Raw genomic sequence first — 13,142 nt, 5'->3', positions numbered from 1 at the left:
TTGCTGCCGATGCGCGGTGCGGCGTTCTCAGTCCTTGGACTCGGAGGCCTGAGCGGCCTTCATCTCACGCAGCTGCCTGTCGGTGTAGAACGGGTCGCCGCCGACCTCCTGATCATCGCGCTTGATGACGAAGATGCCGTAGATCAGCGCGCACAGCACGATGGCGGAGATGACCCAGAAGGTCACGCGGGAGCCCATGTCGTTATAGGGGAGCACTTGGGCCATCTTGTCGTGGAAGGCGCCAGCGGGGTGGAGAAGATGACCTGGCCGACCTGCGAGGCGATCTGGAAGCCCACCATGTACAGCGTGGCGGAGAGCTTCGTGTCGAAGTGCAGGGTGAAGTAGCGGAACGCCGGCAGGCAGAACAGCGGCACCTCGATGGAGTGGAACAGCTTGACGATGGAGACGGTGACCGGATCGTGGAACACGCCGCACAGGCCGATGCGCAGGAACATCACGGTGGCGCCGAGCAGCAGGGCGTTGCGCACGCCGACCTTCTTCATGATGATCGGCACGACGCCCATCATCGCGGATTCGAGGAACACCTGGAAGCCGTTGAGCGTGCCGTAGGTGGCGTTGCCGATGGCTTCGGTGGGGAACAGGGAGGCGTAGTAGGTGGGGAACATCTGCTGGTCGAACACGGTGTAGAAGGTGTTGGTCAGCAGCATGAAGACGATGAGCACCCACAGGGTCGGCATTCTGAGCACGGCCACCATCTCCCTGAAGGAGGGGTTGGTGGGTTCGGCGTTCGGTTCGGATTCCTTCCTCAGTTCGGTCCTCTGCTCGCTCGGTACCCAGAAGGCGTAGACGAGCAGCATGCACACGCCGAAGGCGGAGCCGACCCAGAAGTTGATGAGCGGATTGATGTTGAACAGGAATCCGGCGCACAGGGCGACGATGGCGTAGCCGAAAGAGCCCCAGGCGCGGGACTGGCCGTATTCGAATCCGAACTTGCGGGAGTAGCGTTCGGTGACGGCCTCGAAGAGCGAGCAGCCCGACATGAAGCCGGCGGACAGCACGATGGAGCCGATGAACGCGCCGATGTAGCGGGTGGTGCCGCCGGCGAGGATCATCGGGGCGTAGACGAATTGGACGAACGGGCCGACCAGAGCGGCGACGGCTGAGACGAAGATCACCAGCTTGCGCTTGATGCCGAGCTGGTCCTGGATGGCGCCGTAGACGAACATGATGATCAGCGTGGCCAGCGAGTTGATGGAGTAGATGGTGCCGACCTCGGCGTTGGTGAGTCCCACGCCGGAAATCAGCCAGCGCTGGAAGAACGACCACCAGATGCCCCAGGAGCAGAAGAACAGGAAGATGCCGAACGAGCTTTGCAGATACGAGGGGTTCCGCCATACCTTGGTTGTGTTTGCCATGAATGATCCGTTTCTCTCTGTGATACGTGTCGGTGCGCCGTGCGCCGCATCGCTGCGGCAGTGACTCGGTCGTTGATCCGGTCGGGTCGGCTACTGTGCCGCTCCGTTACTTGCATTAATGATGTTAATTGTTAAACGCGTTTACGTCAAACGATTGACGCTTGGTTGACGTCACGGATTTCGCGCAAGCGCTTGCTCAGATGGGGGGTGGTGCGTTCTCGGCGTGTCGAACGGGTTCGATGGCATACGCGGTCATGCGGGCGACGATGATCCGCACCAGCATGACCATGCCGTGCAGGTGCGGGATGCGATGTCGGAGTTAGGTGGCGGTCTGTTCGCTGTTATCGACCGTCGGGGCTGACGACCGAGCTTTTGTCGATCAGCGTGCAGTGGATCATCGCGTTCGCGGCATCCAGATCGGGCAGGGGGGAGACCGTGTCGGTCGGCCTCATGTCGTCGAGACCGCGGTGCTCGATCATCGACACCAGCTTGAGCGTGCCCCAATATCCCATCTCATAGTGTGGCAGGTCCACGGTGGTGAGCTGAGGAGACAGCGTCTCCGCGACCAGACGGTGGTTGTCCACGCCCACGACGCTGATGTCGCGGCCTATCCGGAGATTGCGCTGCGCGGCGCACAGGTAGACGTACCAGGCGCGGGCGTCGTTGAAGCAGACGAATCCGTCGGGATGTCCGCCATCGAACAGCGTCTCGACGGATTCGAGGGCCGAATGGTTGTAGTCGACGTGAACCACCAGATCGGGATCCGCCTTCATCCCCGCTTCGCGCAGGACATCCTGGTATCCCCGCTCCCGAAGAACGTCGGCGGGATATCGGTCGGCCAGTATCCTGCCGTTGATGCGAGGACGATCCTCGCCGCCGGCACCGATATAGGCGATCGAGCGGCATCCGACCGAGATCAGACGTCGGGTGGCGTCGTATCCGATGCGACGCTCGTCAGGCGCGATGGAGACCGCCCTCCCCATCCTGTCCGTACCGTCCAGCAGAACGGTGGGCAGCGGGTCAAGGTTGCCCGGCAGATCGACAGGGCGATCGAACATGCAGGCGTAGAGGAACCCGTCCACGTCATATCGTTTCAGCGTCTCGATCTCATGATGTTCGAGATCCTGATCGCCATTCGTGTTGACGGTGAACAGCATGTACCCCAACGACCGTGCGGCGTCCTGCGCACCGAGGATCAGTCTGCCCGCATATGGGGTGGTGGCGATCTCGTCGCTGATGAATCCCAGTATCTTCGTTTTGCTGGTCCGCAGACTTCTGGCCAGCGGGTTGGGTATGTATCCCAGATCTTTTGCCGTCTTGCGCACGTTCGCCGCGATGCCGGGCTTCACCCTTCCTGCATCACGGCCGTTGAGAACTAAAGAGACCGTCGAAACCGATACCCCCGTGCGCTCGGCAATCTCCTTCATGGTGGTCATGACTACCAAGTCTAACGGGTGTGAGGGTTATTGTCCGTTTCGCTCGATGATTTCATCGACCAGCTCGACCTTGCGATGCATCTGATCCCGGTATCCGGGCCGCATGTCCATCTGCAGACTCACCTGCGTGCGGTATCCATGGTCGCGCAGCACGAACGCGGCGCGCTTCACCAACGCGATCACGTCGTCGTAGTCACCCTCAAGCTCCGTGGACATGGCATGGGTTTCGTTGCGAATGCCGGATTCGCGGATCACCCTCACCACCTCGGCCACGTAATCGCTCAGTTCCTCGCCGACTCCCGTGGGCCAGATCGTGAGCTGGGCCAACGTGTTGACGTATCGGTCATCGTCCGGCCGTACATTGGCGGCTCCGATCTCGATCCGTGCGTGGCGGGTGCCGGTGTGCGACGAATCAGGCATTGATGCCTTCGTCTTCCGCCAGATCGTGGTCATCTCCCGGGCGGCCGATTGAGGATCATCCGCACCGGCGATGGCCGAGACGACGAACCAGCCGTCGGCGCCGGCCCGTGCCAGGGGTGCCACGTCATCGGGCTTCACGCCGCCGCCGGCCACCACCGGGTATTCGCTGATCCTGCACAGCCGGGAGATCGCCTCGATGGATGCGGCGTCATCCCCGGCGTTTTCGATCAACGTGGCCTCCGGTTTCGTCGAGGTGGGGTGCACGGCTCCGGCGCCGATGTAATCGATGATTCCCGCAGGCATCCGTTCGATGATGTCGAACAGTTCCGTGGTGTTCGCGCTCAGACCGACGATCGCCTCCGGTCCGAGCAGTCGTCGGCAGATATCAGCGGGGACATCGGTCTGTCCCACATGTACGCCGTCGACCTTGATCCCCCGTTCGCGTGCGGCGAGCACCGCATCGAGTCTGTCGTCGATCAGCAGCGGCACCGTATAGCTCTTGCCTTCCTTGCGGATCACATCCGCGATGTCGCGGGCCATCTCGATGATCTCGCCGGCATCGGAATGCTTGGCGCGCAGCTGTACGAACGTCACCCCTCCGCGAAGAGCGTCCCGCACGACTTCGGCCACCGGACGGCCGTGGGTGTCATCGGGGCCGAGAACCAGATAGGCCGAGATGTCGAACTTCTCGCGCATCGAGGGATGGGGAAATCTGAATGTCATGGTGTTCCTTTCCTCTGCAATGGGATCAGATGAAGATCGTGGACTGCGCGATTTCATCGGCCGATGTGTTCCACAGGGCGTCGATGAACGCCGTCTGGAACGAGGCGGGTCCGTTGGCCACCCTTTCGGCTGCGTCGGCCGCACGGTTGTAGTGCAGCGCCGCGGTGAGGGCCGCGACCAGCGGTCGGGCCACGCAGGCGTAGGTGGCGCTCACGCCGCCGAGCGAGCAACCGGCCCCGGTGATCTTGGTCATCCACACGCTGCCTCCGGGAAGATAGAAGTCGAGATGGCCGTCGGTGACCAGATCCACGGCGCCTGAGACGCAGACCACGCCGGAGGTGAACCGTGCGATGGCGTGGGCGGCCGGCACCGCCGATTCCACATCGTCGGCTGATTCCACGCCGGCGTGCGGGTGCGTGGCGCCCGGGGCGTCGAGATTCCAGATTCCCGCCAGCGCCATGGCTTCCGAAGCGTTGCAGCGTACGATGTCCGGAGGGTTCTCGACGAACGATCGGAGAATGGCCGTCCGCAGCTCTCCGGCACCGGCGCCCACGGGGTCGAGCACCCAGGGCAGTCCGGCGGCCGCGGTGTCGCGGGCCGCGGCCGGATACTGATCCCGGAACTCCTCCAGCAGGGTACCCATATTGATGTAGGTGGCCTTGGAGGCTCCCTGATTGAGTGCGTGGGCCTCTTCGGCGCTGTAGTGCATGGCTGCCGTGCCGCCTACCGCCAGCTGGGCGTTGGCCACCAGATTGATGGTGACGACATTGGTGAGTGACTGGGCCAGCGGCCCCGAGGCCCGTACGTCCGCAACGGCTTGGGCGATCTCGTTGCGCAATGGGTTGTTGATCGGCAGATTGCGATTCGTCTTCGGATCGTATGCCGTGGTTTTGCCGCGCGGTGCGTTCGAATCACGAGGAATATCGGTGTTCGGTGCGTCCGTGCTCATGCGATGCCTCCCTATGATGATGTCGTCCGATGACGGTGTCGTCCAACAGGTTCCAGGAGATGGGCCGCACCCCTTTCGACCCGTGACCCATACGGCGGGCTCCCCGGTTTCCGTTCCACAACCTATGCGCGATAGTGGACAGATCCTCCTCGGCTGCCCGCTGTCATCGCTTGGCGGTAATGTAAAGCGGTTGTACACGACCCCAAACCGTTCAAACCAGAAGGTGCATTGTGGCTGAATCGAAACTTGATGCCGTTGTCTCGCTCGCGAAGCGTCGCGGCTTTGTGTTCCCCGCCGGCGAGATCTACGGCGGTACCCGTTCCGCTTGGGACTATGGTCCGCTCGGCGTCGCTCTGAAGGACAACATCAAGCGCGAGTGGTGGCGTTCGATGGTCGTCACTCGCGGCGATGTGGTGGGCGTGGATACGTCCATCATCCTGCCGACTCCCGTATGGGTGGCGTCCGGCCACGTCGCGGTCTTCAATGATCCGCTGGTCGAATGCCTCAACTGTCACAAGCGCAACCGTGCCGACAAGCTGGAGGAGTCCTATGCCGAGAAGCACGGGGACAAGCTGCCGGAGAACGGCATGGCCGACATCGTCTGCCCCGACTGCGGCACCCGTGGCAAGTGGACCGAGCCGCGCGACTTCAACATGATGCTGCGCACCCATCTCGGTCCCGTGGAGGACGAGAACAGTCTGCACTATCTGCGTCCGGAGACAGCCCAGGGCATCTTCGTCGATTTCAAGAACGTGATGACCTCCTCCCGGTCCAAGCCCCCGTTCGGCATCGCCAACATGGGCAAGAGCTTCCGCAACGAGATCACGCCCGGCAACTTCATCTTCCGAACCCGCGAATTCGAGCAGATGGAGATGGAGTTCTTCGTTCAGCCCGGCACCGATGAGGATTGGCACCAGTATTGGATCGACGCCCGTACCCAGTGGTATCTCGATCTCGGCGTCAAGCCGGAGAATCTGCGCCACTACGAGCATCCGAAGGAGAAGCTCGCCCACTATTCGAAGCGAACCGTCGACATCGAATACAAGTTCGGTTTCCAGGGATCCGACTGGGGTGAGCTCGAGGGCGTGGCCAACCGCACCGACTTCGATCTTTCGGCGCATGCGAAGCACTCCGGCGAGGACCTGAGCTACTTCAACCAGGCCACCGGAGAACGGTACGTGCCGTACGTCATCGAACCGGCCGCCGGCCTGACCCGCTCGCTCATGTGCTTCCTGGTGGACGCCTACGACGTCGACGAGGCGCCGAACACCAAGGGCGGCGTCGACAAGCGCACCGTGCTGCGTCTCGATCCGCGTCTGGCTCCGATCAAGGCCGCCGTGCTGCCGCTGAGCAAGAAGCCCGCCCTGCAGGAGGTGGCTCAGAACCTCGCCGCGGATCTGCGCCAGAACGAATGGATGATCGACTACGACGAGTCCGGGGCCATCGGCCGCCGCTACCGTCGCGAGGACGAGATCGGCACCCCGCTGTGCGTCACCGTCGATTTCGATACGCTCGACGATCAGGCCGTCACCATCCGCGAACGCGACACCATGAAGCAGGAGCGCGTGTCGCTCGACAAGGTTTCCGATTACGTCGCCGCCCGCATCGGCGAGAAGCGCACCCATGTCCCGCAGAAGCCGGTATCCATGGGAGGGGATCCCTGGCCGGATTCCGTGAAGATCAACGAGGCCGGAGGCCTGTACTGATCCTGCGCGTCTGATCCTGTCCGCGTGATCCTGCGTGGTCGGTTTGCCGAACGGTGCGAACGGTCGGCAAGCCGGACCAGCCGGTTCATTGTTGTTCATTGCGTCGTTCATTGAGTGATGGAGTCCATGGAGACCACGATTACCTCGCCTCACGAAACCGAAAACCTCGATCCTCGTACGGATTCCGCGGCCGATGCCGTGGAAGTGGTACGCATCCATCCGGTGAAACTCGGTTCGATCACCGTACCTACCCCGGTGATGCTCTCCCCGATGGCGGGAGTGACCAACTGGCCGTTTCGCGTGCTGTGCGAGGAATACGGACCCGATGGTCTGTATGTGGCTGAAATGATCACGGCCAGGGCTTTGGTCGCCCGCAATCCCAAGGCGCTGAGGCTGTGTCGTTTTGCGCCTACCGAACGTGTGCGCTCCCTGCAGCTGTACGGGGTCGATCCGTCGATCGTCGAACAGGCCGCAAGGATCGTCGTGGACGAGAATATGGCCGATCACGTCGACCTCAATTTCGGATGCCCGGTTCCCAAGGTCACTCGGCGGGGCGGTGGCTCCGCGCTGCCGTGGAAGACCGATCTGTTCGCCGAGATTCTGCGGCGCGTGGTGAAGGTGTGCGACGATGCCGGCATTCCGGTCACCGCGAAGATCCGCGTCGGCATCGACCACGAGCATGAGACGTTCCATGAGGCCGGTCGCATCGCCCAGGAGGAGGGATGCCGGGCGGTCACGCTCCACGCCCGCACCACCGCCGAATACTATGGCGGACATTCCGATTGGAGTCGTATCGGCGAACTCAAGTCGATGCTGGACATTCCGGTGTTCGGCAACGGCGACATCTGGGGCGCCGAGGATGCTCTGGCCATGATTCGTCAGACCGGATGCGACGGAGTGGCTATAGGGCGTGGATGTCAGGGTCGCCCGTGGCTGTTCGCGAACATCAGGAACGCCTTCGAGGGCAGCCGTGAACGTCTCAATCCGAATCTGGGTGAGGTCTGTGCCGTGATCTGGCGTCATGCCGAACTGCTCACGCGGTTCTACGATGGCGACGAGCGGATGGCCGTTCATGATCTGCGCAAGCACATCGCCTGGTATCTCAAGGGCTTCCCGGTCGGCGGCTCCACGCGCAGAGCGTTCATGGAGTGCGAATCCCTCGACGACGTCAGGCGCGAGATCGGTCGGCTCGATCCGACGGTGGAGTATCCGGTCCGGATCATCGACAAACCCCGCGGTCGTGTGAGATTCGCCAAAAAGGTTCATCTGCCGTATGGGTGGCTGGATTCCCGAGTCACCACGCATGAGCAGCGTGAAACGCTGTTCGGTGACGATCCGATGGATGCGTCATACTGAGATACGGGACGACTCCCGTGGGGGTTCCGCGTTCGCGGCCTGAAAAAAGACGTACACGCCATAGAATATTCACGTTTGATCGGAAATACTGCGATAAAGTTAGGCATAACCGTGAGTGACAGGAGCAGAATAGTGAGCGACATTGCCCAGGCTGAGAATTTCAGCGATAAGACCGTGATCAAGGTCGTCGGCGTGGGCGGAGCCGGAGGCAACGCGGTCAATCGAATGATTGCCGAAGGACTGCAGGACGTTGAATTCGTGGCCATCAACACCGACGCCAAGGATCTGATGCGTTCGGACGCCGACATCAAGATTTCGCTCTCCGACCAGTCCAGTCGAGGCCTCGGCGCAGGCGCCGACCCCGAGAAGGGCGCCAAGGCCGCTCAGGATCACCAGTCCGATATCGAGGAGGCGCTGAAAGGCTCCGACATGGTGTTCGTCACCTGCGGCGAAGGCGGCGGTACCGGTACCGGAGCCAGCCCGCTTGTCGCACGCGCCGCACGCCAGCTCGGCGCACTCACCATCGCAGTGGTCACCCGCCCGTTCAGCTTCGAAGGTCCGCGTCGTTCCGCCTCCGCTGATTCCGGCATCGAAAACCTGCGCAAGGAGGTCGATGCCCTGATCGTCATTCCGAACGACCGTCTGCTTGACCTTTCCGATCGTTCCGTCAGCATCATCGATGCTTTCAAGCATGCCGATTGGGCCCTGCTCGCCGGCGTTCAGGGCATCACCGATCTGATTTCGATGAACTCCTACATCCATGTGGACTTCTCGGACGTCACGGCCATCCTCAAGGATGCGGGAACCGCACTGTTCGGCATCGGTTCCGCGCGGGGGGAGGATCGCGCCACGCAGGCTGCGGAGATCGCCATCAGCTCGCCTCTGCTGGAGGCCAGCATCGAAGGCGCCCATGGTGTGCTGCTCAACGTCGCCGGTCCCACCGATCTCTCCATGCAGGAAGTGGCGGAGGCATCCGAGCTGGTGCGTCAAGCCATCCACCCCGAGGCTCAGATCATCTGGGGTCTTGCGCTGGACGACGCTTACGGCGACGAGGTGCGCGTCACCGTGATCGCGGCCGGATTCGATGCCAAGAAGGCTACGGCCAGCTCCTATCGCCCGGCCGAACGCAAGGACGTTTCCGTTCCCGAACTGCCCGAACTGCATCTGGAAACGGGCGGCAACGCCATCAAGGCGCAGGAGCCGCAGGCGGCGCCTGCTGAACCGGCTCCCGCCGCACAACAGCCGGTTCAACCCGCCCAGCCGGCGGCGGCACAGCCCGTTTCGTCCGACGATACTTCCGAGCATCGGATCATTCCTTCGAGCCGTATGCCCGATTCGGATCCGGGTGACCTTGACATTCCCGATTTCCTTCGTTGATGAACACTGAACCTACTGGAGGGCAAAGATGGCTGGCTTCATGAAGAACGCGATGTCCTACCTTGGCATGGCGGATGTGGTTGACGAAGAAGAGGAGATCGAGCAGGAAGAGCCCTCCACCCGTGAATCGTCCTTCGATTCCGATCGCACGGTCACTCCTGCCGCCGCTCCCGCCGCGGCGTCGCCGGTTGCGGCTTCCCCGCGCAGTCGCACGACCCCGTTCAAGGGACAGCTCAATCGCATCACCACCATTCATCCCAAGTCCTATGAGGAGGCCCAGCTGGTCGGTCGGGCCATCCGCGATGGCGTACCTGTGGTGCTCAATCTCACCGGCGTGGAGGAGAGCATCGCCTACCGCATCGTCGATTTCTCGGCCGGTGTGGTGTTCGGCGTCAGGGGCTCCATCGAACGTGTCACCCCCCGGGTGTTTCTGCTCAGTCCCGCTCAGGTGAACATCAAGGTGGAGGATACGTCCAGCCCGTCGAACGCCGACATCTTCAACGAGTAAAGCTCCGCAGGGCGGCGATCATCCGCAGAGGTGCATGTTTTTTGCACCCGGCGTAATGGTCAGGTGTGGTGACGGGCGCTGATACGGTGGTGGGCATGACCTTGATTTTCCTGCTGAGGCTGATTCTGCATTGGCTGATCAACGCCTACATCTTCGTGCTGTTCGTCCGGATGATCCTCGATTGGGTCAGCGTGCTCGCCCCGCGATGGTATCCGAGCGGAGCGGTGGCGTCGCTGATCGATGTGGTCTATCGGATCACCGAACCGCCGCTGAGATGGCTTCGCCGCTATATTAAGCCCATACCACTTGGTACTGTGTATCTGGATGTGAGCTTCATCGTACTGTATTTCGCGTTGGTGGTACTGCAGATCCTGATCTGACGCGGGATGCGGCCGGATGGCAAGCCGAAACCCTATACAGTCGTAGGCGCCGTGCTAGCATGGTGCCGAGTACGTAATTTCATAAGCTCGTAGTATGAGCTGAGAGTGAGGTTGGGATCTGTAATGGCCCTGTTGACACCGAATGATATTCGTAACCATATTTTCCAGACGGTTCGTTTCAAGGAAGGCTACGACATCGACGAGGTCGATGATTTCCTTGATGAGGTCACGGAAACGGTCGAGGCTCTCGGCAGCCAGGCCGCGCAGTCGGGTTCCACCCAGTCGCTGGGTCCGGATGTCGCCGCGCTGAACGATAAGATCGCGCAGCTGACCAATGAGAATGCGCAGCTGCAGAACCAGCTGGCCAAGGCTCAGTCCGAGTCCAGGGAACAGGCTCAGAATTCCGTCGATGCGGAGCAGGTGCAGACCCTGTCCAACCAGAACGCGCAGCTGAAGTCCCAGGTCGATCAGCTCAACGCTCAGATCGATCAGCTGACCGCGCAGTCGGCACAGAGCGGTGACGCTGCAGCGGCTCTTGAGACCGAACGACGTCGCAGCGCCGATCTGACCGGCCAGCTCCAGAACGCGCAGCGTCAGATCTCCACCCTTCAGCAGCAGATCGCCTCCGCCGGTGACGCCGGCAAGCAGATCGCCGCGCTCAACAAGGAGCTTGAGGCAGCCAAGGCCCGCGAAGAGCAGATGCGTCAGCAGCTCGCCAAGGTGGAGCCTCCGGCCGAAACCGGCAGCCTGCGCAAGATCGCCGGTGCCGGTGCCGGTGCCAACTCGGAGCCTGAGCGCGCCACCGCCATGTTGGCCCTCGCCATGCAGCTGCACGATCAGTACGTCGATAAGGGCAAGGCCCAGCGTGATCAGTTCATCGCCGATGGCCAGGCCAAGCATGAGGATCTTGTCAACAAGGCCGATGCGTACTCACAGCGCATCCATCAGGATGCCGACGCCTATTCTCAGCGCATTCACTCCGAAGCCGATGCCTACACCAAGAAGACTCGGAGCGAGGCGGACGAGTATTCGAAGAAGACCCGCAACGCGGCCGATGAATACTCCGAGAACACGCACAACGAAGCGGAGAACTACTCGAAGAAGACCCGCGCCGAAGGCGACGAGTACGCTCAGAAGACCCGTAACGTTGCCGATGAGTACGATCGCCGTACCCGTGCCGCCGCGGACGACTACGCACAGCAGGTCAAGGACAAGCTGTACGCAGATTCCAAGGTGATCGAAGGCAACATCGAGGGCCTCAAGCAGTTCGAAACCGAGTATCGCAGCCGTCTGACCGAGTTCCTCGGCCAGCTGACGGCCCAGATCTCCGATACGAACAACTATCAGGCCATGGGACAGTCCAAGCGCTGAAACTTCGTATGACTGAGTCGAAAACCGCAAGACGGCCGCGTGTCTGCGTGGCCGTCTTCGTATGTGTAACGATCGTCACACTGATCGTGGACCGTGTGACGAAGAACATGGCCTTGTCGTCGCTGACCACGGATTCGCAGGTTCCGGTCGTTCCCGGACTGTTGTCCCTGCGGCTGTTGCATAACCCCGGTGCGTCGCTCGGTATGGGATCCTCCGCGACCTGGCTGATCTCCCTGTTCGCCATGGTGGTGTCCGTGTGTCTGCTGGTCGCCGGGGTGAGGACGACTTCCGTGAAATGGGCCGGTTGCCTTGCCCTTGCGTTTTCCGGGGCCGTGGGCAATCTCGTCGATCGTGTGATCTACGCCGATGGGTTCCTTGATGGCAGCGTCGTGGATTTTCTCGACTACGGCTGGTCGGTCGGCAATGTGGCCGACATCTGGCTGGTCGTGGCCGGTGTGGGATTGGTGGCGCTGATTCTGCTGTCCGTACCGTTTCGTGATGCCGGGCGGGAGGATACGCGCGATTCGGACGCCGGGCCGTCGAACGAACACAAGGAGCGCTGAACCATGGAAACCATCGTTCCTGCGCCCGATGCACTGGTGGGGCGTCGATTCGACGTCGCCGTGGCCAAGATGACGGGGGAATCACGGTCGAAGGCCGGGCACCTCATTGATTCCGGGCAGGTGCGTCTGCTGCATCGCTCATGCGACCGTTCCACCACCCTGCTGGCGGGCGATATGGTCGAGTTCGCGTTGAAGACCGAAACCGTCGAACCCGAGCCCTTGGCCGAGGACATGTCCATCGTGTACGAGGACGATGACGTGGTGGTCGTCGACAAGCCGGTAGGGGTGGCCGCCCATGCCTCCGTGGGGTGGACGGGGCCGACCGTGCTCGGCAGCCTGCTGCAACGCGGCGTGCACATCACCAGCTACGGAGCCGCGGGACGTCAAGGCATCGTCAGCCGGCTCGACGTGGGTACATCCGGACTGATGCTGGTATGCAAGTCCGAGCTGGCCTACAAGGAGATGCGACGGCAGTTCTCCGAACACGAGGTGATCAAGACCTATCATGCGGTGGCCCAAGGCAACCTCAGACAGGACAAGGCCACCATCGAGGCGCCGATCGGCAGGGACCGCGTCTCCGACTTCCGTTTCACCGTCACGCCGTCGGGCAAGCCCGCCGTCACGCATTGGGATGTGCTGGAGCGTTTCGGGGAGGCCACCCTGGCCAGCATCAATCTGGAAACCGGGCGAACCCATCAGATTCGCGTGCATTTCTCCTCGATCGGTCATCCGCTCGTCGGCGATCACATGTACGGTGCGAATCCGAAGCTGGCCGAGGAGCTGGGGCTTGATCGCCAGTGGCTGCATGCCATGGAACTGGAGTTCCGCCATCCGCGTACCCGCGTATGGACTCGTGTGAGATCTCACTATCCCGTCGATCTCGAACATGCCCTCGATCTGCTGCGTCGACGTGCCGCCGAGCGCGAACCCTGACCTGCCGGCGCCCCGCTCGTCAGGGCTCCATGTAGATTGGAATT

Annotated in this window: 11 protein-coding genes and 1 pseudogene; 8 read left to right on the top strand and 4 right to left on the bottom strand. The window is 61.9% G+C overall.

The genetic code is table 11. The features are described 5' to 3' along the window. Positions 1-27: 27 nt before the first annotated feature. The 4 genes and pseudogenes from Uis1B_RS03085 to thiM all read right to left on the bottom strand — a co-directional run bounded on the left by Uis1B_RS03085 (position 28) and on the right by thiM (position 4,877). A pseudogene (locus Uis1B_RS03085) lies at positions 28-1,376 on the bottom strand (oligosaccharide MFS transporter). Positions 1,377-1,717: 341 nt separating this feature from the next. After that, positions 1,718-2,812 (bottom strand): LacI family DNA-binding transcriptional regulator, encoded by a 1,095-nt coding sequence (locus Uis1B_RS03080; RefSeq protein ID WP_101615462.1) that lies wholly within the window; start codon positions 2,810-2,812, stop codon positions 1,718-1,720. Positions 2,813-2,839: 27 nt separating this feature from the next. Continuing rightward, a complete protein-coding gene (thiE, locus tag Uis1B_RS12295) occupies positions 2,840-3,955 on the bottom strand; it encodes a thiamine phosphate synthase (protein WP_243390235.1) in 1,116 nt (371 codons plus the stop codon). 25 nt (positions 3,956-3,980) lie between these two features. After that, positions 3,981-4,877, bottom strand: a complete 897-nt coding sequence (gene thiM, locus Uis1B_RS03070) for a hydroxyethylthiazole kinase (RefSeq protein WP_423734855.1) — start codon at positions 4,875-4,877, stop codon at positions 3,981-3,983. Between the two features lie 257 nt (positions 4,878-5,134). Here thiM and Uis1B_RS03065 point away from each other — a divergent pair, with 257 nt between their 5' ends. From Uis1B_RS03065 to Uis1B_RS03030, 8 genes are all read left to right on the top strand, one after another. Further along, positions 5,135-6,610: a glycine--tRNA ligase gene (locus Uis1B_RS03065; protein WP_101615458.1), complete on the top strand. Its 1,476-nt coding sequence runs from the start codon at positions 5,135-5,137 to the stop codon at positions 6,608-6,610. 126 nt (positions 6,611-6,736) lie between these two features. After that, positions 6,737-7,966, top strand: a complete 1,230-nt coding sequence (gene dusB / locus Uis1B_RS03060; protein ID WP_243390234.1) for a tRNA dihydrouridine synthase DusB — start codon at positions 6,737-6,739, stop codon at positions 7,964-7,966. Between the two features lie 132 nt (positions 7,967-8,098). After that, positions 8,099-9,343 carry a cell division protein FtsZ gene (ftsZ, locus tag Uis1B_RS03055; RefSeq protein WP_101615455.1) on the top strand — a complete coding sequence of 415 codons (1,245 nt, stop codon included), beginning with the start codon at positions 8,099-8,101 and terminating at the stop codon, positions 9,341-9,343. 28 nt (positions 9,344-9,371) lie between these two features. Beyond that, entirely contained in the window at positions 9,372-9,851 is a 480-nt protein-coding gene (locus Uis1B_RS03050) for a cell division protein SepF (RefSeq protein ID WP_101615453.1), read from the top strand. A gap of 95 nt (positions 9,852-9,946) precedes the next feature. Then, the gene (locus Uis1B_RS03045) at positions 9,947-10,231 is read left to right on the top strand and encodes a YggT family protein (protein ID WP_423734851.1); all 285 of its coding nucleotides are present in this window, start codon (positions 9,947-9,949) and stop codon (positions 10,229-10,231) included. Between the two features lie 123 nt (positions 10,232-10,354). Continuing rightward, positions 10,355-11,602, top strand: a complete 1,248-nt coding sequence (locus tag Uis1B_RS03040) for a DivIVA domain-containing protein (protein ID WP_101615451.1) — start codon at positions 10,355-10,357, stop codon at positions 11,600-11,602. 8 nt (positions 11,603-11,610) lie between these two features. Then, complete coding sequence (locus Uis1B_RS03035) at positions 11,611-12,165, top strand: signal peptidase II (RefSeq protein WP_101615449.1); 555 nt, start codon at positions 11,611-11,613, stop codon at positions 12,163-12,165. A gap of 3 nt (positions 12,166-12,168) precedes the next feature. After that, a complete protein-coding gene (locus Uis1B_RS03030; protein WP_101615447.1) occupies positions 12,169-13,098 on the top strand; it encodes an RluA family pseudouridine synthase in 930 nt (309 codons plus the stop codon). The last annotated feature ends 44 nt before the right edge of the window (positions 13,099-13,142 follow it).

The sequence above is a fragment of the Bifidobacterium margollesii genome (assembly GCF_002860355.1).
Lineage (GTDB): Bacteria > Actinomycetota > Actinomycetes > Actinomycetales > Bifidobacteriaceae > Galliscardovia > Galliscardovia margollesii.
This window is presented reverse-complemented; position numbering and strand designations above follow the sequence as displayed.

Coding starts and splice junctions, on each gene's coding strand:
- Uis1B_RS03080 (WP_101615462.1), bottom strand. CDS start 2,812: ATGACCACCATGAAGGAGATTGCCGAGCGCACGGGGGTATCGGTTTCG.
- thiE (WP_243390235.1), bottom strand. CDS start 3,955: ATGACATTCAGATTTCCCCATCCCTCGATGCGCGAGAAGTTCGACATC.
- dusB (WP_243390234.1), top strand. CDS start 6,737: ATGGAGACCACGATTACCTCGCCTCACGAAACCGAAAACCTCGATCCT.
- Uis1B_RS03050 (WP_101615453.1), top strand. CDS start 9,372: ATGGCTGGCTTCATGAAGAACGCGATGTCCTACCTTGGCATGGCGGAT.
- Uis1B_RS03045 (WP_423734851.1), top strand. CDS start 9,947: ATGACCTTGATTTTCCTGCTGAGGCTGATTCTGCATTGGCTGATCAAC.
- Uis1B_RS03040 (WP_101615451.1), top strand. CDS start 10,355: ATGGCCCTGTTGACACCGAATGATATTCGTAACCATATTTTCCAGACG.
- Uis1B_RS03035 (WP_101615449.1), top strand. CDS start 11,611: ATGACTGAGTCGAAAACCGCAAGACGGCCGCGTGTCTGCGTGGCCGTC.
- Uis1B_RS03030 (WP_101615447.1), top strand. CDS start 12,169: ATGGAAACCATCGTTCCTGCGCCCGATGCACTGGTGGGGCGTCGATTC.